Raw genomic sequence first — 22,277 nt, 5'->3', positions numbered from 1 at the left:
ATGGAATTCTTAGATTTAAGTTGTGACTATGGGGCTTGCTTATGGATTAAAGGAGCAGCTCTTGACCCTAAACATTTACCTATTCCCGAAGATCTTTGCAAAGAAATTGAAGTATTTGAAGAAGATTATACTCATAATGCACTCAATAGCTCTGATAATTGGTTGGATGAACATTTTGAGAAAGAATTAGAAATAGCAAAAAAATTGCAGGAAGCATTGCCAAAAAAAATAATTCGACTTTGGTACTATGGGCAATGGGTTGAATTAGAAAAATGTTTATATAAAATCGAAATTATTGAGGGATTTAAATCAGGTGGAAATTTTCAAATTTCAGTTTCTGACAAAGCTGAAGGATTATCTGGAAAATATAAAGGAATAAAAATCAGTACAAATGTAATAACTTTAGATGAGACTTTTGCATTTCCTTATATTTGGTGTTTTTTGAAAGATATTCCATTTGATAATGAGCTACAAAATCGAGAAAGCTATATTGATGAGAATGGAAATGAAGAACCACCAGAAATAGGGTTCTATTATTGGGGAGTGAATTATTATAGTTATGAAAGTATAAATCATTTATTAGGTGAACTTACTCAAGCGATTTTCTTATTGCAAGAAAATTTTAATAACCCTAGATTAAGTAAGTTGAAAGATTATCTGAGATATGATTTTGATTATTTATTTTTACAAAAGTTCTATCCAAGACTAGATTGGGAATTATTGAGTGAAGCTGATAAGGATGTTTTTATTCAAAAACACCATTATATTATAAGCGACTTTTATGATCGATTTATTCAAAAAATGAGAAAAATGATGAACGATAACCCTGATAGCCATTTGGTTTATTTTGCAGGTCCATAACCTTTTGTGAAAACTATAAAAAGTATCGAATAAGAAACAAGGGGAGCATAAAAGCTCCCCTAAATAGAAATAACTAAAACGCTACACTTTCTTTTAAGCTCACGGTTAAGTTAAAGACTAGGTTATCTGCATTGTCATCTTTGCTATCTAAACAGAAATAGCCTTCACGTTCAAATTGATAACCTTGTTCCGCTTTAGCATTGGCTAGGCTTGGCTCAACAAAACCTTGTTTTACCACTAGCGAATTAGGGTTTACCACACTGTTAATATCGTCTTCTGCACCAGGGTTAGCAACAGTGAATAGGCGATCATATAAACGAAATTCTGCAGGTTTATTTTGTGTTGCAGAAACCCAGTGAATAACGCCTTTTACTTTACGTCCATCAGCAGGATTTTTTCCTAATGTTTCAGGATCGTAACTGCAAAAGATTGTGGTGATCTTACCGCTTGCATCTTTTTCAACACGTTCTGCTTTAATTACATAGGCATTACGTAAACGGACTTCTTTGCCAAGCACTAAACGTTTATATTGTTTATTCGCTTCTTCACGGAAGTCAGCTTCATCAATATAAAGTTCGCGAGTGAAAGGCAATTCACGCACACCTAGGTCTTCACGATTAGGGTGGTTTGGAGCGGTTAAGATTTCTTCACCTGTAAAGTTTTCGATAACAACTTTAACAGGGTTGATCACAGCCATCGCTCGTGGTGCATTAGTATTGAGATCATCACGAATACAAGATTCCAATGCACTGTATTCCACCACGTTATCTTGCTTGGTCACACCGATACGGCGAGCAAATTCACGCAATGATGCTGGCGTATAACCACGACGACGTAAGCCTGAAATTGTTGGCATTCGTGGGTCATTCCAACCATCAACAATACCATCGGTGACTAGTTTGAGTAATTTACGTTTGGAGGTTAATGTACCTTCTAAGTTTAAACGAGAGAACTCGTATTGATGCGGTAGTGGACGTTCAATCGAAATATTTTCTAACACCCAATCATATAAACGACGATTGTCTTGGAATTCTAGCGTACAGATTGAGTGAGTAATACGCTCAATCGCATCTGAAATGCAGTGTGTAAAATCGTACATTGGATAAATACACCATTTATCGCCTGTTTGGTGATGGCTAGCAAATTTAATACGATAAATTACAGGGTCACGCATTACGATAAAAGAAGATGCCATATCAATTTTAGCTCGTAAGCAAGCTTTACCTTCAGCAAACTCACCGTTTTTCATTTTTTCAAAGAGAGCTAAGTTTTCTTCGATTGGGCGATCTCGATAAGGGCTATTTTTACCTGGTTCAGTTAATGTACCACGATATTCTCTAATTTCTTCAGGTGAAAGCTCATCAACATAAGCTAACCCTTTTTCAATTAGTTCAATAGCATAGCCATAGAGTTGGTCAAAATAATCTGAGGCGTAGCGCGGTTCGCCTTCCCAGTTAAATCCAAGCCATTTTACGTCTTCTTTTATAGATTCAACATATTCCACATCTTCTTTAACCGGATTTGTGTCATCAAAACGTAGGTTACATAAGCCGTTGTAGTCTTCAGCAATACCAAAGTTTAAGCAGATTGATTTAGCATGCCCGATATGCAAATAACCGTTAGGCTCAGGTGGAAAGCGAGTGTGAACACTTTTATGCTTTCCTGATGCTAAATCTTCATCAATGATATGGGTAATAAAATTGGCACGAACATCGTTCTGTTCTGCAGATAAAATCTCTTCGTTGCTCATATTTCTCTCGTTTAAGGTAAAATAACGGAACATTCTACACTTTATCGACAATAACTTAAATAACAAGAGTGTCGATAATTAGTTAATCTGCAAAATTTCCTACAAATCTTACCGCTTGTAAAGAGCTTTGAGCAGAACTATGTTATTCTTGCATCATTGGCAATAGCCGATATCTATTCTTTAAAGTGTTTCTCTTAAGGAGCTAAAGATGAACAGATCTCTTTCTATTGAATTTTCTCGTGTGACAGAAGCAGCGGCATTAGCAGCATTTGCTTGGTTAGGTCGAGGGAATAAAAATGCAGCAGATGAGGCTGCGGTTAAAGCAATGCGTCTGTTATTAAATCAGATGGAAATCCAGGGTGAAGTAGTAATTGGCGAAGGCGAAATTGATCAAGCACCAATGCTCTACATTGGCGAGAAAATCGGTTTGTCTCGTCCTGAAGATGAGGTGGTAACCATTGCGGTAGATCCTATTGATGGTACTCGAATGACAGCGATGGGACAGGCGAATGCATTATCAGTATTAGCAGCTGGTGGTAAAGATACTTTCTTACAAGCACCTGATATGTACATGGAAAAACTAGTAGTAGGTAATGATGCTAAAGGAATGATTGATCTTAACTTACCGATTGAAGAAAATCTTCGCCGAGTGGCATCTAAAAAAGGAAAATTACTTTCACAATTAACCGTTGCTGTGCTAGATAAACCTCGCCACACTAAAGTTATTGCTGAAATGCAACAGCTAGGCGTGCGAGTAATGGCAATTCCTGATGGAGATGTAGCTGCTGCAGTACAATGCTGTTTACCTGAAAGTGAGTTAGACATACTATACGGTATTGGTGGTGCACCAGAGGGAGTTGTCGCAGCTGCAGCTGTGCGTGCTTTAGGAGGCGATATGCAGGCAAGGCTAATTCCACGTAACCAAGTCAAAGGTAATTCGCTAGAAAACCTTGCTTATGCAGAGAATGAAATTTCACGTTGTGAAGCCTTAAATGTACCAATTAATGAAGTTCTAAAATTAGAAGATCTTGTGCGTGATGATAATATTGTGTTCTCTGCAACAGGAATTACGACGGGTGATTTATTAAAAGGTATTCAGCGTAAAGGGAATTTAGCTACAACAGAAACGTTGTTAATTCGTGGTCGTTCTCGTACCATTCGCAAAATTCAATCTTCACACTATTTAGATCGTAAAGATGCTGATTTACATACATTATTAAATGTATAAGGCGAAATAGGGGCATTATTGTTGATATTATTGGCGAATTGTTTATAAAATCCGCTTTTATTTCATAAAATGAAAAAAGCACTTGCAAAGGTTCTGTGATTGACTATAATGCACCACATCAGACGCGGGGTGGAGCAGCTTGGTAGCTCGTCGGGCTCATAACCCGAAGGTCGTTGGTTCAAATCCAGCCCCCGCAACCAGTTTTAAGGCTCATTGTTATGTTGATAACAATGAGTTTTGTTTTATTTAAAAATTGTGATTTGCAAAAAATGAAATAAAACAAACCGCTTGAAGCCTCAACTGTTGTTTGGGGCTTTTTTGTGGCTAACAGTCAGCTTTAGTTGTGTTAAGAGGGCTTTTATAGCTCTTTTTTTATATCTGTTAAAAAAATAACACTGACCCTTTACCTATAATTTCACGTTGTATCAAAGGAAAGGGAAATTAAATAAGGAGAGAAAATTTGGCAACATTAGAGCAGAAATTACAAGAGCTTGTTCAAGATTCTATTGATGCAATGGGTTTTGAGCTTGTTGGTATTGAATGCCAACGAGCAGGGCGTTTTTTGACAGTTCGCTTATATATTGACAAAGAAGGTGGCGTAACTATTGATGATTGTAGTGATGTGAGTCGTCAAGTGAGTGCAATTTTTGATGTCGAAGACCCAATTGCAGATAAGTATAACCTTGAAGTGTCATCACCAGGTTTAGATCGCCCATTGTTTACCTTAGCACACTATCAACGCTTTGTAGGGCGTGAAGTAGTTATTCATTTGCGTATCCCTATGTTTGATCGTCGCAAATGGCAAGGCGAAATTCTTTCAGTTGAAGGTGATTTAATTACATTAAAACTTGATGAGAGCTTAAAACTCGAAAACAATTTACAAAGTTTTGCTTTTGGTAATATTCAAAAAGCAAATTTAATTCCCGTATTTAATTTCTAAGGAAGTCAGACAGAATGAGTAAAGAGATTTTATTAGCCGCAGAAGCGGTATCAAATGAGAAATTATTACCAAAAGATGCGATTTTTGAAGCACTTGAAACAGCACTAGCGATTTCAACCAAAAAGAAAGCAGCAGCAGAAAGAGAAGATCGTAAATCGGGCAATGGCATTGATATTGATGTGCGTGTGGTCATCAATCGTAAAACAGGTGAATTTACAACTTTCCGCCGTTGGTTAGTGGTTGAAAAAGTGACTCACCAAACTAAAGAAATTACGTTAGAAGCGGCACAATTTGAAAATCCAACGATTCAATTAGGCGACTACATTGAAGATGAGATTGATTCAATCGCATTTGACCGTATTACAATGCAAACTGCACGCCAAGTGATTAGCACGAAAATTCGTGAAGCAGAGCGTAATAAAGTTGTTGAACAGTTCCGCTCACAATTAGGCTCAATTATTACCGCAACAGTGAAGAAAGTAAGCCGCGAACAGATCATCTTAGATCTCGGTAACCAAGCGGAAGCTGTTATTGTGCGTGAAGATATGTTACCACGTGAAAATTTTCGTCCTGGCGATCGTTTGCGCGGTGTGTTATATCAAATCAAACCTGAATCAAAAGGTCCACAATTATTTGTAACGCGTGCTAAACCAGTGATGTTACAAGAGTTATTCAAATTAGAAGTACCTGAAATTGGTGAAGAACTCATTGAAATTAAAGGTGCATCTCGTGACCCTGGTTCTCGTGCCAAAATTGCAGTGAAAAGTAATGATAAACGCATTGACCCAGTTGGTGCTTGTGTTGGTATGCGTGGTGCTCGTGTGCAAGCTATCAGTAATGAACTTGGTGGTGAGCGTGTTGATATTGTACTTTGGGACGATAATCCAGCTCAATTTGTTATCAATGCAATGGCACCAGCGGACGTAAGTTCAATTGTGGTTGATGAAGATAATCACTCAATGGATCTTGCTGTTGATGCATCAGCACTCGCACAAGCGATCGGTCGTAATGGTCAAAACGTTCGTTTAGCGAACCAACTAACAGGTTGGACGTTAAATGTGATGACGACTGATGAGTTAGATAAAAAACATCAAGCAGAAGATAACAAAGTTATTGATTTATTTGTAAATAGCTTGGAAATTGACGAAGAATTTGCTCATATTTTAATTGATGAAGGATTTACTAGCCTTGAAGAATTAGCTTATGTGCCAGTTAATGAATTAACAGCAATTGATGGCTTAGAAGATGAAGATCTAGTAGAAGAACTTCAAGCTCGTGCAAAAAATGCACTAACTGCAAAAGCATTAGCAGAAGAAGAAGCGTTAAAACAAGCACATATTGAAGATAAATTATTAAATCTAGAAGGAATGGATCGCCATATTGCATTCCGTTTAGCTGAAAAACAAATTACTACCCTTGAAGATCTTGCTGAACAAGGTGTGGATGATTTAGCAGATATTGAAGAACTAAGCGCAGAAAAAGCTGGCGAATTGATTATGGCAGCTCGTCAAATTTGTTGGTTTAGCTAAATCTTAAGGAGAAAGAATAATGAGTGATAATGAAATCAAAATTGAAGCACCCAAAAAATTAAGTTTACAACGTAGAACAAAAACAACGGTAAGTGGTACTACAGCGGGTGGAAAAAGTAAAGAAGTTCAGGTTGAAGTACGTAAATCACGCAAAGTAGATACTGAAGCAGCTAAAAAAGCAGCAGCGGCAGAAGCAGCAAAATTAAAAGCTCAGGCTGAGAAAGAAGCTGCAGAAAAAGCAGCTAAAGAGAAAGCAGAAGCAGAAAAATTAAGAGCCGCTGAAGAAGCAAAAAAACAAGCTGAAGCTAAAAAAGCTGAAGAAAACAAAGTTGCTGAAACGAAAAAAGCAGTTCATCAGCCACCTGTAATGCCAAATAAACAACCTAAGGCTGTTCCAAAAGCTGAAGCTAAACCAACTCAGAAAGTTGAAAAAGTTGTTGATGCAGAGAAAGAAGCGAAACGTAAAGAAGAAGCAGAGCTACGTCGTAAACAAGAAGAACTTGCTCGTCAAAAAGCAGAAATGGAAGCAAAACGTGCAGCAGAAAATGCTCGCCGTTTAGCCGAAATTGCACGTGAAGAAGCGGGTGAAAGCAACGATGATTTTGATGATGATCGTTTTACTTCAAGCTATGCGTTAGAAGCAGAACGTGATTCTGATCGTCGTAGTGAAGGTGGACGTGGGCGTGGCAAAAATGGCGTTGCGAAAGCGAAAAAAGGTGGTCGTGATGATGAAAACGGTAATAAAAACGAACGCAATGCAGATCGTCGTAACCAAAAAGATCTAAAAGGTAAGGGTAAACAAGCTAAGAAAGGCAGTGCTTTACAACAAGCCTTTACTAAGCCTGTACAAACTGTGAAAACAGATGTAGTTATTGGTGAAACCATTACTGTTGCAGAGCTTGCTAATAAAATGGCTGTAAAAGCAACAGAAATCATCAAAACAATGATGAAAATGGGCGAAATGGTTACCATTAACCAAGTGATTGACCAAGAAACCGCACAGCTTGTTGCCGAAGAAATGGGGCATAAAGTTATTCTTCGTAAAGAAAATGAACTTGAAGAATCGGTATTGGAAGATCGTGATATTCACGCAGAAAAAGTGACTCGAGCCCCTGTCGTTACCATTATGGGACACGTTGACCACGGTAAAACATCATTACTTGACTATATCCGTAAAGCCAAAGTTGCAGCGGGCGAAGCAGGTGGTATTACTCAGCATATTGGTGCTTACCACGTTGAAACAGATGACGGTAAGATGATAACTTTCTTAGATACGCCAGGACACGCAGCCTTCACATCAATGCGTGCTCGTGGTGCGAAAGCAACAGATATTGTTGTACTCGTTGTTGCAGCTGATGATGGCGTAATGCCACAAACTATTGAGGCGATCCAGCATGCTCGTGCAGCAGGTGCACCAATCGTCGTTGCAGTGAACAAAATTGATAAACCAGAAGCGAATCCAGATCGTGTTGAACAAGAGTTATTACAACACGAAGTTATCTCTGAGAAATTTGGTGGCGATGTTCAATTTGTTCCTGTTTCTGCGAAGAAAGGTATGGGAATTGACGACCTATTAGAAGCTATTTTATTACAATCTGAAGTATTGGAATTAACCGCTGTGAAAGACGGTATGGCAAGCGGTGTGGTGATCGAATCTTACTTAGATAAAGGTCGTGGTCCTGTTGCCACAATCCTTGTTCAATCAGGTACATTAAATCGTGGTGATATTGTACTTTGTGGCTTTGAATACGGTCGTGTGCGTGCAATGCGTGATGAAAACGGTAAAGACATTCAATCGGCAGGTCCATCAATCCCAGTGGAAGTATTAGGTCTTTCAGGCGTACCATCGGCAGGTGATGAAGCAACTGTTGTGCGTGATGAGAAAAAAGCCCGTGAAGTTGCACTATATCGTCAAGGTAAATTCCGTGATGTAAAACTTGCTCGTCAGCAAAAAGCGAAATTGGAAAATATGTTTACCAATATGGCAGAAGGCGATGTAGCAGAATTAAACGTGATTGTAAAAGCAGACGTACAAGGTTCTGTAGAAGCGATTTGCCAAGCATTAAACGAACTTTCAACAGCAGAAGTAAAAGTGAAAGTTGTGGGTTCTGGTGTAGGTGGTATTACCGAAACTGATGCAACGCTTGCGGCGGCATCAAATGCTATCGTACTTGGCTTTAACGTGCGTGCAGATGCAACAGCTCGTCGTGTTATTGAAAGTGAGAATATTGACTTACGCTATTACTCAATTATCTACGAACTTTTAAACGAGATCAAAGCAGCAATGAGCGGTATGTTACAGCCAGAATTTAAACAAGAAATTATTGGCTTGGCTGAAGTGCGTGATGTATTCCGTCATCCGAAATTCGGTGCAATCGCAGGTTGTATGGTAACGGAAGGTATCGTTAAACGTAATAATCCAATCCGTGTATTGCGTGACAACGTGGTGATTTTTGAAGGCGAACTCGAATCTCTCCGTCGTTTCAAAGATGATGTATCCGAAGTACGTAACGGTATGGAATGTGGTATCGGCGTGAAAAACTACAACGATGTTAAAGTCGGCGACCAAATCGAAGTCTTTGAAGTGGTTGAAATTAAACGTACGATTTAGTCTATATGTAATGCTAGGGCGAAATCTTTTCGCCCTTTTTTATACTAATCCAAAGTTAGACTTTACTTTCATTCTCCATTTCGATGATTTAATTTGTTATAAACAACATAGACAGAAAAAATGGCTAAATTAACAATCAATGATATTGCTCGCTTAAGTGGGGTCGGGAAATCAACAGTTTCTCGCGTGTTAAATAATGACCCTAAAGTGCGTGAAGAAACAAGGCAGAGAGTTGAACAAATTATTCAGCAATATGGCTTTCAACCGTCTAAATCAGCAAGAGCAATGCGTGGTGTCGGTTCTCGTACCATTGGGATCATTGTTACTCGTTTAACCTCAAGTGCAGAAAATCAAGCATTATCTAGCATTTTGCCATTGCTCTATTGTGCACAATGTGAACCGATTATTGTCGAAAGCCAGTTTAAACCGCAGTTAGTCCAGGAACATTTGGATTTCTTCCAGAAACGGGGGGTTGATGGGATAATTTTGTTCGCCTTTACGGAATTAGAAGAGCAAACATTGCTGGCGTGGCGGCATAAAATGGTGGTTATTGCGAAGGACTATCCAAGCCTTTCTTCTATCTATTATCACGATCATAAAGCAGTTACGTTGTTAATGGATTATCTCTATCAGCAAGGGCATCGCACTATTCACTATCTTGGCGTAAAGGATAATGACCGTACAACAGGCTACATTCGGCATCAAGCCTATTTAGAATTTTGTCAAAAATATCAATTAGTTGCCCATTCTATTCAAGGGGAGCTTGGTTATGATTGGGCGTATCATAATGCACAAGCGGTCATTTCAGCCCAAACTTCTGCAATTATTTGTGCCACAGATACCCAAGCAATCGGTGTAGTGAAATTTTTACAAGAGAAACAGTATCAACATATTCAAGTCTGTGGAGTGGGTAATAATCCGTTGTTGCACTTTCTGTTTCCAAGCGTGATCAGTGTCGATCTTGGTTTCTCAAAAATTGGAAATATAGTAGTAGAACAGCTATTTGCCGTATTAGATGGAATGCCAATTAAGCATATTATGGTGGAATGTGAGTTTTGGTGGTAGCGACTACAGATAATTAGATTAGCAGGACGGTATTCCATAATAAAATCAGTTTAATTTACGATCTTATCTTAAATTGAACTGGAAAATAGAATGTTTTATGCTCGCCAAATGCAACCACTATTGCACACCTTAGTTACACAATTTCCTGCAGTATTAGTAACAGGTCCTAGACAAGTTGGCAAATCAACCTTGTTACAATATATTGGCGAGAACTATCAATATGTAACCTTTGATGATCCAGTTTTATTGGCACAAGCTCGCCAAGATCCGACTTTATTTATGCTAAATTACAGTAGCAAGTTGATTTTAGATGAAGTGCAGTATGTCCCCGAATTGTTCTCTAGTTTGAAATTAGCCATAGATAAACAAAAAATATCAGGACTATTTTTACTATCAGGTTCTCAGACGTTTCAATTAATGCAAAATGTAACGGAAACGTTAGCTGAGCTAGTTGCAGTTTTAAAATTGCAGGGATTTTCTTTGCGAGAAATTCAGCAGATCGATTTTCATCAGCCCTTTATCCCAACGCAAGATTACCTTCGTGAAAGGGAAATGTGGTCTAAGCCTGTGGAAAATATTTGGCAGATTATTCATCAAGGTTATATGCCAGGCTTATATGAACAAGAGATGAGTTGGGAAGTCTATTATGCTTCTTATGTGGCTACTTACATTGAGCGAGATGTGAGAGCATTAACAAATATCAGTAATATCAGTGATTTTACTCGTTTTATGGTTGCTATGCTGCTCGAAGTGGCGAATTGCTAAATTATAGTAATGTAGCTCAAGAGATTGGTGTATCAGTTGATACCGTCAAACGCTGGACAACTATTTTGGAAACATCGGGCATTATTTATTTACTTAAACCTTATAGCAATAACCACTTAAAACGTGCTATTAAAACCCCAAAAGTTTATATGTTAGACACCGGTTTAATGGCGTGGTTCACTAAGTGGCTGACACCAGAAACAATTTCTCAAGGGGCGAAAAGTGGTCAGTTCTTTGAAACTTTTGTGGTGAGTGAAATCATTAAATCTTTTTATAACAATGGAATTGAACCACCTTTATATTTTTATCGAGATACCAATCAAAAAGAGATTGATTTGTTGATCGAATATGATCGCAAGCTTTATCCCATTGAAATTAAGACCAGTGCTAACCCAGATAAAAAAATGGCGAAAGCATTTTCAATTCTGAAAGAGAATTTGCCCGAACAAGAGATGAAATTAGGCAATGGCGTTATTCTAAATCAGTATCCGCAAAAATTGTGGCTGGCGGAAGATCTCGGTACTTTACCGATTTCGATGATTTAATACCTAGTTTTTTATCAAAATTGTGAAACAGATCACATTTTATTTTTAATTTATGGGAACGTTCCCATTGATTAAATAATAGACCTATCTATAATACGCACAAATTTATTCCTTCATTCTAAAGAGGCTATTTATGGCAAAGAAAATTGATCCGAGCAATGTAACTAAGTTGATCGAATTACTCGGTGGTAAAGAAAATATCGCAACCTTAACACACTGTATTACTCGTTTACGTTTTGTACTCAATGATGAAAGTAAAGTGGATGGAAAAGCGATTGAAGAGCTACCAATGGTAAAAGCTAACTTTTCAACGAGTGGGCAATACCAAGTCGTTATTGGGCAAGAAGTTGGTGATTATTATAAATTAGTATTGGAGCAAGTGGGCTTAGAGAGTGGTGTAAGTAAAGATCAAGTAAAAGCAGCGGCTCGTAAAAATCAAAAATGGTATGAAAGTGCCATTTCACATATGGCGGATATTTTTATTCCATTATTGCCTGCCCTTATCAGTGGTGGTTTGATTTTAGGTTTCCGCAATGTAATTGGCGACATCAAAATGTTTGAAGATGGCACGAAAACTTTAGTAGAAGTGAGCGCTTTTTGGGCAAGTATGCACTCGTTTTTATGGCTAATTGGGGAAGCGATTTTCTTCTTTTTACCTGTTGGGATCTGTTGGTCTATCGCGCGTAAAATGGGAACATCACAAATACTTGCTATTGTACTTGGGGTTACACTTGTATCTGGACAACTAATGAATTCCTACGCATTGGGTTCACAAACGCCAGAAGTTTGGGATTTCGGAATGTTCTCTATTGAGAAGGTGGGCTATCAAGCACAGGTTATCCCTGCGATTATGGCTGGACTAGTGCTCTCTTACATTGAACGTATCTTAACCAAGATTGTGCCTGATTTCTTAAATTTAATCATTGTTCCAGTAACATCAATTATTTTAGCAGTGTTCTTAGCTCACGCAATTATTGGGCCAATTGGACGTGAGATTGGCAACGGTGTAGCCTTTGTTGTAAAAGCAGCAATGACAGGTGAATTTGCCCCTATCGGTGCGGCGTTATTCGGTTTCTTATATGCACCACTAGTGGTAACTGGCGTGCATCAAACCACGCTTGCAGTTGATTTCCAAATGATTGGCAGCATTGGCGGGACACCTGTTTGGCCTTTAATTGCACTCTCAAACATTGCACAAGCATCGGCAGTAGTGGCAATTTTAATTATGGCGAAAAAAGCCAAAGTGCGTGAAGTGGCATTACCTGCAGCTCTTTCTGCTTACTTAGGGGTAACAGAGCCTGCAATGTACGGTATCAACTTGAAATACCGTTTCCCAATGCTATGTGCAATGATCGGCTCGGCATCGGCTGCATTGGTTTGTGGTTTTGCTGGCGTACTTGCAAGTAGCGTTGGTGTGGGTGGTTTACCTGGTATTCTTTCTATTCAACATCAATTCTGGGGCGTGTTTGCCATTGCAATGTTGATTGCGATTGTTGTACCAGTTTTACTCACAATGGCAGTATATAAACGTAAAGTATTAAAAGGCGAAATTGAATAAATCGCTTTAGCAAATCTGCCCCGTTTAAGAGAGGGGCAGACAAGCGGTTAGATTTTCAAAATTTTTTGCAAATCAAAAAAATAAAATTTTCCCTAAATTTATGCTTGACCTTGTAGTAACTACAACCTTTATCTTTTCACCATATTCAATTTCAAATGATGGAGAAAAAAATGGCTTGTTGTTCACATACAATCACTCACAAAAAGGGTAAATATCGTAACGCATTATGGGCGGTGCTTTGGCTTAATCTGATAATGTTTATTGTCGAAGTTTTTAATGGCGTAGAAGCTGAGTCCGTTTCGTTGTTAGCGGATAGTGTTGATTTTTTCAGCGATGCAGCAAATTATCTGATTAGCCTTGTGGTGCTGAATAAAGCCCTGCAATATCGAGCGAAAGCATCGTTACTCAAAGGTTACTCAATGATTTTACTGGGCGTGGTAACTTGTGTGGTTACGCTTTATCAGCTTTGGCAAGGGGAGTTGCCGAATTATACGCAGATGAGCGTTATTGGGTTGTTAGCATTGTTGGCAAATGTGCTTTCTGCGGTGATTTTATATCGCTTTAGAGAAGGCGATAGCAATATGCGTAGTGTTTGGCTATGCTCTCGCAATGATGCTTTAGGCAATATTGCCGTAGTGATTGCAGCGATTGCAGTCTATTTTAGCCAAAATCACTACCCTGATTTGTTCGTTGCATCGATAATGGCATATCTCGCCATTCAAGCGGGACGACAAATTAACCGACAAGCAAAAGCAGAACTGAAAGGTGAAAACAATGCAAACATTCAGCAAAAATGCTCTCTGTAAAGTGCTAGGGCTAAACCCTGAAACCTTACGCTATTATGAAAAAATTGGCTTACTCACGGCACCAAAACGATCAGCAAATGGCTATCGGCTCTTTACCGAGCAAAATCGCCAAGAGCTTAATTTCATCAAAACTTGCCGTTCTTTAGGCTTTAGCCTTGATGAGATCAAACAGCTTAAAGCGTTACAACAAAACCCTGAAAACAGTTGCCACAATGCAGATGACTTAGTTGAACAGCATTTGGCGTTGGTCGAGCAAAAAATTCAACAACTAATAGAAATTAAGCAGAGCCTACAAGCATTAACAGGCTGTCAAAGGCAACAGATAGAGCAGTGCAAAGTGATCCGCTCGCTGACGAATGCGGAGAATGCAAGCGGTTAGATTTGAGTAGAAATTTGCAAATCGGGCTGCTCTTAAAATGAAGGAAATAAAATGAACAATAATAACTGGTGGAAAAACGGGGTGATTTATCAAATTTACCCAAAATCGTTCCAAGATACCACAGGAAGTGGTACAGGCGATATTCAAGGTATTATTAAACGCCTTGATTATATTCAAACATTAGGTGTAGATGGTATTTGGATTACGCCAATGTATCTCTCGCCACAGATCGATAACGGCTACGATATTGCAAATTACCGTGAAATTGACCCAAGTTACGGTACAATGGCGGATTTTGAGCAACTGATTGCTGAAGCTCACAAACGCAATATAAAAATTGTGATGGATATGGTATTCAACCACAGTTCTACTTTCCATCAATGGTTTGTGGAGGGGGAAGATCCAAATAGTGAGTATCACGACTACTACATTTGGCGAGAAGAGCCAACTAACTGGCAATCAAAATTTGGCGGTTCTGCGTGGAAATGGTCGGATAAAGCACAGAAATACTATTTACATTTATTCGCTCCTGAACAAGCGGATTTAAACTGGGAAAACCCCAAATTACGTGCAGAATTATTCTCAATTTGTCAATTTTGGGCGGAAAAAGGCATTGATGGCTTACGCTTAGATGTGGTGAATTTAATCTCTAAACCCGAACATTTTGAAAATGATGAAATTGGTGATGGTCGCCGTTTTTATACCGATGGCCCTAAAATTCATCAGTATTTACAAGAACTTAATCAAAAAGCCTTAACGCCTTTTGGGTTAATGACTGTCGGTGAAATGTCATCAACACAATTAAGCCATTGTCAGCAATATGCAAATCTAGCAGGCACAGAGCTTTCAATGACTTTTAATTTTCATCACTTAAAAGTGGATTATCCGTATGGCGAAAAATGGACTTATGCTCAACCTGATTATGTCGAGCTAAAATCTATTTTTAATTACTGGCAAAATGGAATGCACAATCGAGCGTGGAATGCGTTATTTTGGTGCAATCACGACCAACCTAGAATTGTTTCTCGTTTTGGTGATGAAGGCGAATATCGCACAATCTCGGCAAAAATGTTAGCAATGCTGTTACACGGAATGCAAGGTACACCGTATATTTATCAAGGCGAAGAAATCGGAATGACTAACCCGAATTTCTCCACCATTGAAGCATATCGAGATGTCGAAAGCCTAAATGCTTATCAAGCGTTATTAGACAAGCGGTACGAATCGAGCAAAATTTTGCAAATACTTGGGCAGAAATCAAGGGATAATTCCAGAACGCCAGTACAGTGGGACAGTTCACTAAATGCGGGTTTTAGTACGGGAACACCTTGGATTGATGTGGCAAAAAACTATCTGCAAATCAATGTAGAACAAGCCATTGCAGATAAGAATTCGGTATTTTATACCTACCAAACTTTAATTGCATTGCGTAAACAGTTAGCAATATTTACGGACGGTAATTATCACGATTATCTGCCTGAACACCCAAGCATTTGGGTTTATCAGCGCCAAACGGAAACAGAAAAACTGTTGGTTATTGCTAATTTGGCCAAACAGAGCCAGCAGATTGAACTGCCGACCGAGTGGCAACATCAAGGGGTAATAACATTACTCAATAATTATCCTGAACAGATAACGGCAACAACGGGTAATCTAGTATTGCAACCTTATCAAGGGATTTATTTGTACCAAAAGCAAGTCGGCTAAAACGGAAAAATGCTAAAGGGCAGAGCTGATTGTCTGCCCTTAAATATTTGTAAAAAAACATCTAACTCACAGCTTGTTGGATACAAATGATGTCTATCTTTCTAAAACCAGCATTAGTCAATCCCCCCAATTTCAAGTATAATCCCCAAATATCAAGGCGATTTGTCGCCTTTTCTTTTTTGGAGCGAATTATGTCAAGAGAATTTAAACGTAGCGATCGTGTCGCACAAGAATTGCAAAAAGAGATTGCAATTATTTTACAACGAGAAGTGAAAGACCCAAGAATTGGTATGGTTACAGTATCTGATGTTGAAATTAGTCGTGATTTGGCTTACGCAAAAGTATTTGTTACTTTTTTATTTGATAATGATGAAACAGCGGTAGCACGTGGTTTAGAAGGATTAAATAATGCTTCTGGCTATATTCGCAGTTTAGTAGGGAAAGCAATGCGTTTGCGTATCGTGCCTGAATTAAAATTCTTCTACGATCAATCGCTTGTAGAAGGCATGAGAATGTCAAATTTAGTGACTAATGTGATCCGTCAAGATCAAGCACGCCACAATGACGAGGAATAATTGTGTCTAGACCCAAAAAGAAAGGGCGTGATATTCACGGCGTCTTTTTATTGGATAAGCCAGAAGGTGTTAGCTCTAATGACATTATGCAAAAAGTCAAACGTTTATTTCGAGCGAATAAAGCAGGGCATACTGGGGCGTTAGATCCACTGGCAACAGGAATGTTGCCCATTTGTTTAGGTGAAGCAACCAAGTTCTCTCAATTCTTGTTGGATTCAGATAAACGCTATCGTGTTACCGCAAAATTAGGTGAAAGAACCGATACATCAGATGCGGAAGGGCAAATCGTTCAATCTCGCTCAATCAATGTTAATGAAGCAGAGATCTTAACCGCTCTTGAACAATTCCGAGGCGATATTTTACAAGTTCCGACAATGTTTTCTGCTTTGAAACATCAAGGTAAGCCTTTGTATGAATATGCTCGAGCCGGAATTACAGTAGAGCGTGAAGCTCGTCCAATTACTATTTTTGAATTGAAATTTATTGATTATCAAGCTCCATTTTTAACTCTGGAAGTGCATTGTTCAAAGGGTACCTATATTCGTACTTTAGTTGATGATTTAGGCGAAGTATTAGGCTGTGGGGCACATGTTACTGTGTTAAGACGATTAGCTGTGGCAAATTATCCGAGCAATGAAATGCTAACGATTGATGCGTTGCAAAAAATTGCAGAAATGCAACCGCTTGCTGAGCTTACTGACAATCTCTCTTTAGCTATGGATAAGCATTTACTTCCGATGGATAGTGCAGTTGATTGTTTACCGATTTTAAATTTAACAGCAGAGCAAACTAAAGCTGTTGGATATGGTCAAAGAGTGAAGTTTGAAAATACCGAACAAGTTTATGGGCAAGTTAGATTATATTCTGCGCAAAAACAGTTTTTAGGTGTAGCGGAAGTTGATCTTAACAATGTTATTCGCCCGAGTAGAATGGTGAATATTTGATTTTACAAGGAAAGGAATTATTAAGAATGTCTAGCACATTGCGTTTATTATCAGTGGTAGGATTAACCTGCCTAATATTGACAAGTTGCTCAAGTGAGAAACAGTATGATAAGTTAGCTTTAGATGCCAATTATACTAAATCCCGTACCTTTACCAATTTTAATGATTATGTTGTTTTTCTAAAGAAAAAGGCAGCCGCGGCAGGTGTTACGGAAAAAACATTAAATAGCCAAATGGGAATTAACTATATTGCAAGAGCAGTTGAGTTAGATCAGCAACAAGCTGCAAGAAGACGTGATCCCAATTTACCGCCTCCACCTCCAAACCCAAATGGTGTAACTAATTATTTAAATAAAGTTTTAACTCAAGCTAAAGTAAATATTGCGGTAGACCGTTGGTGGAAATATCAACAACAACTTGAAAAAGCCAGCCAAAAATATGGCGTACAAAAAGAGTATTTAATGGCACTCTGGGGTATGGAGAGTAGTTTTGGGCGTTATCAAGGAAATTTTGATGTCCTTTCTGTGCTAGCAACATTAGCTTTTGATGGTCGCCGTGAGAAATTGTTTACTCAAGAATTTGTGAATGCAATGAAAATGTTAGATAGTGATACTATCTCTCGCAATGAAATGAAAGGCTCTTGGGCTGGTGCAATGGGGCAAACTCAATTTATGCCAACTTCCTATTTAAAATATGCTGCAGATGGTAATAATGATGGTAAAAAAGATATTTGGAAAAACGAATATGATGCATTTGCCTCTATTGCTACCTATCTTTCAACAGTGGGTTGGGATAAAAACCTACCTTGGGGTGTTGAGGTAAAACTTGCACAACCTATTGATATGGTATTTGCAGGGATTGAAGACAATAAAGCCAAAAGTCTAGCAGAATGGCAAACTTTAGGTATTTATTTAGCTTATCCTAATGGCCAAGAAGTTGAAAAATTAGCAAAATTGAATAATACGAAATTATGGTTAGTTCGTCCTGATAAGGAAGTTGGTAGAGCATTTTTAGTGTCCAATAATTTCCGTACGATTTTAGATTGGAATAAATCGAATAATTTTGCGGTTAGTATTGGTAAATTTGCAGATCGAATTTTACTCGGTGTCCAATAATTGGGTGTAATGCACAAAATGGTTAAACCCCAGCAAATGCTGGGGTTTTTATTGGAGTAAAGTAGTTACTTTGCAACAGGCTCTAAAGGCTTATCTAATTTAATATCTGTTACAATACCTTTTGCATCAAAATAAACTAATAACGTATGTTGGATTGGGTCGTTATGTCCTTCACGTTTGATGAAAACGTAATCCCAACGATTATCGGCAAACATATCTTTTAATAATGGCGTACCCAATAAGTATTGTACTTGCTCTTTATTCATTCCAACTTGAAGTTGAGAAACTTTATCTTGCTCTAAATAATTGCCTTGTGGCACATCAATTCGATAAACTACTTTTTTTACTGTTGAGCAAGCAGTAACACCTAAACCTAAAAGTAAAACAGCAACAAGAGATTTTATTTTCATAATCCTAACCTTATAGTCTTAAAATTGGGTAAATCATACCGAAACTGTGTTAAAAATGCCATTATTTATTGCGAGTAAGCTGATCGCGTAAATTGGCAGGCAGTCCTTTGATTGTTAAAGTATCATTTAGTTCATCCCAAATAATACGTTGTGATAATAACTCGGCATCAAAACTAATTGTTACCCCTTTTCCCGAACCTGAATATTTAGTGAGTGTTTTCAATGCATTGCGTACAGGAGGAATATTTTCTTCTAATCCATATTCTTGATTTTGTGTAAATGTTGCAAAATCTTGTTCATTAAGAGTAGGTAAGGCTGCAGAAAGTTCGCCAATTGCAATCTCTTCACCACTATTGATTTGTCCTTTGCAATAATCAAAAGCTTGTTTTTTCACCGCTTGTGTTTGGTTACTATTAAGTTCCCCTTGTTCACAATAATCACTTACTGCTTGCAATAATGTCTGGTTTTGTAATTGTGGATTTAACCCTTCATCTGCACTCAGAAAATCCATAAAGAAATCCGCAACTTTTCTACCAACTCTGCCTTTGATAAAAGTAAGATAGCGGTTAGATTGGGCATCTAATTTCAATTCAGTAAGATTAATTCGACAAGCAATATCATACTGAGTAATTTCTAAATATTCCGTCCGTTTTACCTCTAGTTGATCATCAACTAAAATTGAACTACGGCTATCAATTAAGCCGATAAATAAATATTCAGTGGCTAAGAATGTATAACGGCATAAAATAAAAGTGCCACCTGATGCAAACGGGTATTTGGCTAACTCATTCGCTAGCATTTTGGCAGCACTATGGCTAAAAGGTAAAAAGTCAGTCTCTTGTTCTAATAAACGATTAAGCTGTTGGGCAAAGGTAGATTCCGATTTAAATACACCATAGGCTTTTGCTTTTCCTTGATAGGTTTGGTGCAGCTGTAACATCATTTGCTCGGCTTCTGGTGTAATAGCTAATAAATTTTCACGCAATACGGTATTCAGTTGTGGTGGCTCATCTTGAGTTTGATGAAGTTGGTGTAATACGATTTCTGTAACTGTGATACTCATAATAATCCTTGTAAGCGGTGAGATATTGTAAATTTTTAGCAAACTGAATATCTATGATTATAAGCTATTTACAAATGATGAAAAACCTTTCAAACTCTATTTTGAATTTTTATACATTTTAGAGAGGAAATAGCAATGACAAAAGTAATTCATACTGAAAATGCACCAAAAGCAATTGGCCCTTATGTTCAAGCAGTGGATTTGGGTAATTTAGTTCTCACTTCAGGCCAAATTCCTGTTAATCCACAAACTGGCGATGTGCCTGCTGATATTGTGAAACAAGCTCGCCAATCATTAGAAAATGTAAAAGCGATTATTGAACAAGCGGGTCTAACGGTTGCTGATATTGTGAAAACAACCGTTTTCGTGAAAGATCTGAATGACTTTGCAGCAGTAAATGCTGAGTACGAAACTTTCTTTAAGGAGAATAACCACCCAGCATTCCCTGCTCGTTCTTGTGTAGAAGTAGCTCGTTTACCAAAAGATGTTGGTATTGAAATCGAAGCGATTGCGGTAAGAAAATAAGGAACCACTAAAAATAAGGAACAATAATGAAAGTGATTAAACCAACGTGGTCTGTACCAAATCATATTCACGCGTTTACTACAGTAAGAGAAGGTGGTGTAAGTTTACCGCCTTTTACGAGTTTTAATTTGGGCGATCACGTAGGGGATAATCCTTTACTTGTTAAGCAAAACCGCCAAATTCTGACAGAACAAGGCGGTTTACCCCATTTTCCTATTTTTCTTAATCAAACCCACAGTACTAAAGTACTTCGTATTCCGACTGAAAGTACTGATTTAAATGCAGATGCAGTTTATACCAACCAACCTAATCAAGTTTGTTTAGTAATGACAGCAGACTGTTTACCTGTCATTTTTTGTAGCGAAGATGGAAAAGAAATTGCAGCAGCACACGCAGGTTGGCGTGGATTATGTGATGGTATTTTAGAAGCTACGGTTGCAGAATTTGCTTGTAAGTCATCACAAATCACAGCATGGTTAGGGCCTGCAATTGGTCCAACAGCATTCCAAGTTGGTCAAGACGTGATTGATCAATTTTGTGCCGTTGATCCACAAGCTAAAGATGCTTTTATAGTCGATGAACACACAAGCGGTAAGTTTCTCGGCAATCTTTACCAAATTGCGATACAACGCCTCAATAAGTTGGGTATTACACAAATCTCTGGCGGTGATTTTTGTACTTATTGTGATGAATCACAATTTTTTTCCTACCGCCGAGATCAGCAAACAGGGCGAATGGCAACTGTTATATGGAGAGAAGAGTAGTTTATATATTCTTCTAAAAGCTCTAGTCGCTAGATTAGAGCTACAAATAGTTATATTGATCAGGTAATTGTTACACAAACAAAAAGCGGTAGGATTTACAAAAAGTTTTACGTATCCCACCGCTTATTGAAAAGATATATTCTATTCATCACATTATTCAACAATAGGAATAATGCGTGAAGCCGAAGCGCCCTTATCACTATTAGTAAATTCAAATTGGACTTTTTGCCCCATTTTTAATGAGCGATAACCCTCGCCTTCAATGACAGAAAAATGGGCAAAGATATCACCTTCGAATACGTCAGATGTAATAAAACCAAACCCTTTTGCATTGTTGAACCATTTAACGATGCCAATTTCCATTAGAAAATCTCCTTTGTTATCTAAGTTGTTCGATCTTAATTGAAAATAAGTTGTTATTAAATCAACAATTTTTAAAATATCGACATAGATCACAAAAATTTAATCATTTATTTAAAAAATTGATGTTTCCAATTGTAAAGCCCCTTTTTCAATAATGATGGATTTACCTACTTTTTTAAAGATAGCTTCTTTTGTTTTATTTTCATCTAATGTGTAAACAGGATAATGCTCTAAAACATCAGCTAAACCGCTTTCCAGTGCGGGTAAAAATGTTTGTAGTTCATTTTGATATTTTTCAGGGGTAATATACCAATTTTTTAATCTTACATCTTTAAGGAATATAGCACCTTTAGCTTGGTCGTAGAAAGGCACTGTATCTAAATTTAAGTGCGCTTTAATATTATAAGATTTGCCTTTTAAACGTAGTAAACCATCAACAATCCCTCCAATTTCCACCCGTTTTTCAGGTGTTTGCCCAATTTGGGTCGCAAGATTATGTAAGTGGTAATCTAGCTCAAATAAATTAGGGATTCCGATGCTGTCTTTTAAAGGAATTTTCTCTGCTAAGCGAGTATCTAAATATTGATTGATTTCTTGTTGAGTAATGCTTAATAAACCAGCATTTGCAACACTTGCTGTCAAAGAAAGCAATAATAGGACAGATTTATATACTTTTTTCATAAAAACTCCTTTAAAAAATTGGTTTATAGGAAATAAACCAAGTAGAATGTTTAGCTTATAGTATAAACGGTATAATAGTTTTATAAGAAAGGG

The 22,277-nt window shown here is 37.8% G+C and carries 20 protein-coding genes, 1 tRNA gene and 1 pseudogene; 17 read left to right on the top strand and 5 right to left on the bottom strand.

Going from position 1 to position 22,277, the window contains the following annotated elements; translation table 11 throughout:
- Entirely contained in the window at positions 1-861 is an 861-nt protein-coding gene (locus A1D26_RS06760; RefSeq protein ID WP_157403290.1) for a hypothetical protein, read from the top strand.
- A gap of 73 nt (positions 862-934) precedes the next feature.
- Here A1D26_RS06760 and glnS read toward each other — a convergent pair whose 3' ends face one another.
- The gene (glnS, locus tag A1D26_RS06755) at positions 935-2,611 is read right to left on the bottom strand and encodes a glutamine--tRNA ligase (protein ID WP_157403289.1); all 1,677 of its coding nucleotides are present in this window, start codon (positions 2,609-2,611) and stop codon (positions 935-937) included.
- Positions 2,612-2,819: 208 nt separating this feature from the next.
- Here glnS and glpX point away from each other — a divergent pair, with 208 nt between their 5' ends.
- From glpX to A1D26_RS06685, 14 genes and pseudogenes are all read left to right on the top strand, one after another.
- Positions 2,820-3,839, top strand: coding sequence for a class II fructose-bisphosphatase (glpX, locus tag A1D26_RS06750; RefSeq protein ID WP_157403288.1), 1,020 nt, complete (start codon positions 2,820-2,822; stop codon positions 3,837-3,839).
- A gap of 123 nt (positions 3,840-3,962) precedes the next feature.
- A tRNA-Met gene (locus A1D26_RS06745) sits at positions 3,963-4,039 on the top strand.
- A gap of 260 nt (positions 4,040-4,299) precedes the next feature.
- The gene (rimP, locus tag A1D26_RS06740) at positions 4,300-4,779 is read left to right on the top strand and encodes a ribosome maturation factor RimP (RefSeq protein WP_157403287.1); all 480 of its coding nucleotides are present in this window, start codon (positions 4,300-4,302) and stop codon (positions 4,777-4,779) included.
- A gap of 14 nt (positions 4,780-4,793) precedes the next feature.
- Complete coding sequence (gene nusA / locus A1D26_RS06735) at positions 4,794-6,308, top strand: transcription termination factor NusA (RefSeq protein WP_157403286.1); 1,515 nt, start codon at positions 4,794-4,796, stop codon at positions 6,306-6,308.
- A 19-nt stretch (positions 6,309-6,327) separates the two neighbouring features.
- Complete coding sequence (gene infB, locus A1D26_RS06730; protein ID WP_157403285.1) at positions 6,328-8,919, top strand: translation initiation factor IF-2; 2,592 nt, start codon at positions 6,328-6,330, stop codon at positions 8,917-8,919.
- A 120-nt stretch (positions 8,920-9,039) separates the two neighbouring features.
- Entirely contained in the window at positions 9,040-9,984 is a 945-nt protein-coding gene (gene treR / locus A1D26_RS06725; protein ID WP_157403284.1) for a trehalose operon repressor TreR, read from the top strand.
- Positions 9,985-10,074: 90 nt separating this feature from the next.
- A pseudogene (locus tag A1D26_RS06720) lies at positions 10,075-11,294 on the top strand (ATP-binding protein).
- Positions 11,295-11,427: 133 nt separating this feature from the next.
- Positions 11,428-12,852 carry a PTS trehalose transporter subunit IIBC gene (gene treB, locus A1D26_RS06715; protein WP_157403283.1) on the top strand — a complete coding sequence of 475 codons (1,425 nt, stop codon included), beginning with the start codon at positions 11,428-11,430 and terminating at the stop codon, positions 12,850-12,852.
- A gap of 170 nt (positions 12,853-13,022) precedes the next feature.
- Positions 13,023-13,658, top strand: coding sequence for a cation transporter (locus A1D26_RS06710; protein WP_157403282.1), 636 nt, complete (start codon positions 13,023-13,025; stop codon positions 13,656-13,658).
- Positions 13,627-14,037, top strand: coding sequence for a MerR family DNA-binding protein (locus tag A1D26_RS06705; protein WP_157403281.1), 411 nt, complete (start codon positions 13,627-13,629; stop codon positions 14,035-14,037). Before A1D26_RS06710 ends, A1D26_RS06705 begins: the two co-directional genes overlap by 32 nt.
- A 51-nt stretch (positions 14,038-14,088) precedes the next feature.
- Positions 14,089-15,744 carry an alpha,alpha-phosphotrehalase gene (treC, locus tag A1D26_RS06700; RefSeq protein WP_157403280.1) on the top strand — a complete coding sequence of 552 codons (1,656 nt, stop codon included), beginning with the start codon at positions 14,089-14,091 and terminating at the stop codon, positions 15,742-15,744.
- Between the two features lie 191 nt (positions 15,745-15,935).
- Positions 15,936-16,319: a 30S ribosome-binding factor RbfA gene (gene rbfA / locus A1D26_RS06695; protein ID WP_157403279.1), complete on the top strand. Its 384-nt coding sequence runs from the start codon at positions 15,936-15,938 to the stop codon at positions 16,317-16,319.
- Positions 16,320-16,321: 2 nt separating this feature from the next.
- Positions 16,322-17,263 carry a tRNA pseudouridine(55) synthase TruB gene (gene truB, locus A1D26_RS06690; protein ID WP_157403278.1) on the top strand — a complete coding sequence of 314 codons (942 nt, stop codon included), beginning with the start codon at positions 16,322-16,324 and terminating at the stop codon, positions 17,261-17,263.
- 26 nt (positions 17,264-17,289) lie between these two features.
- The gene (locus A1D26_RS06685) at positions 17,290-18,378 is read left to right on the top strand and encodes a lytic murein transglycosylase (RefSeq protein ID WP_157403277.1); all 1,089 of its coding nucleotides are present in this window, start codon (positions 17,290-17,292) and stop codon (positions 18,376-18,378) included.
- Between the two features lie 65 nt (positions 18,379-18,443).
- On the opposite strand, the gene bamE is transcribed toward A1D26_RS06685, so the two are convergent.
- Positions 18,444-18,788, bottom strand: a complete 345-nt coding sequence (bamE, locus tag A1D26_RS06680) for an outer membrane protein assembly factor BamE (RefSeq protein WP_157403276.1) — start codon at positions 18,786-18,788, stop codon at positions 18,444-18,446.
- Between the two features lie 61 nt (positions 18,789-18,849).
- Positions 18,850-19,851 carry a nucleoid-associated protein YejK gene (gene yejK / locus A1D26_RS06675; RefSeq protein ID WP_157403275.1) on the bottom strand — a complete coding sequence of 334 codons (1,002 nt, stop codon included), beginning with the start codon at positions 19,849-19,851 and terminating at the stop codon, positions 18,850-18,852.
- A gap of 135 nt (positions 19,852-19,986) precedes the next feature.
- On the opposite strand from yejK, the gene A1D26_RS06670 reads away from it, so the two are divergent.
- Together A1D26_RS06670 and pgeF are read left to right on the top strand one after the other, a co-directional pair.
- Complete coding sequence (locus A1D26_RS06670) at positions 19,987-20,376, top strand: RidA family protein (protein ID WP_157403274.1); 390 nt, start codon at positions 19,987-19,989, stop codon at positions 20,374-20,376.
- 26 nt (positions 20,377-20,402) lie between these two features.
- Entirely contained in the window at positions 20,403-21,140 is a 738-nt protein-coding gene (gene pgeF / locus A1D26_RS06665; protein WP_157403273.1) for a peptidoglycan editing factor PgeF, read from the top strand.
- Between the two features lie 153 nt (positions 21,141-21,293).
- On the opposite strand, the gene cspD is transcribed toward pgeF, so the two are convergent.
- Positions 21,294-21,503 (bottom strand): cold shock domain-containing protein CspD, encoded by a 210-nt coding sequence (cspD, locus tag A1D26_RS06660; RefSeq protein ID WP_157394792.1) that lies wholly within the window; start codon positions 21,501-21,503, stop codon positions 21,294-21,296.
- A gap of 111 nt (positions 21,504-21,614) precedes the next feature.
- On the bottom strand, positions 21,615-22,184 hold the full coding sequence (locus A1D26_RS06655; protein WP_157403272.1) for a DUF1439 domain-containing protein: 570 nt from the start codon (positions 22,182-22,184) through the stop codon (positions 21,615-21,617).
- Between the last annotated feature and the right edge of the window lie 93 nt (positions 22,185-22,277).

It is taken from the genome of Ursidibacter maritimus (genome assembly GCF_009761395.1).
GTDB classification, from domain to species: Bacteria; Pseudomonadota; Gammaproteobacteria; order Enterobacterales; family Pasteurellaceae; genus Ursidibacter; species Ursidibacter maritimus.
The sequence above is the reverse complement of the archived record's forward strand: the minus strand, read 5'-3'. Positions and strand labels throughout refer to the sequence as shown.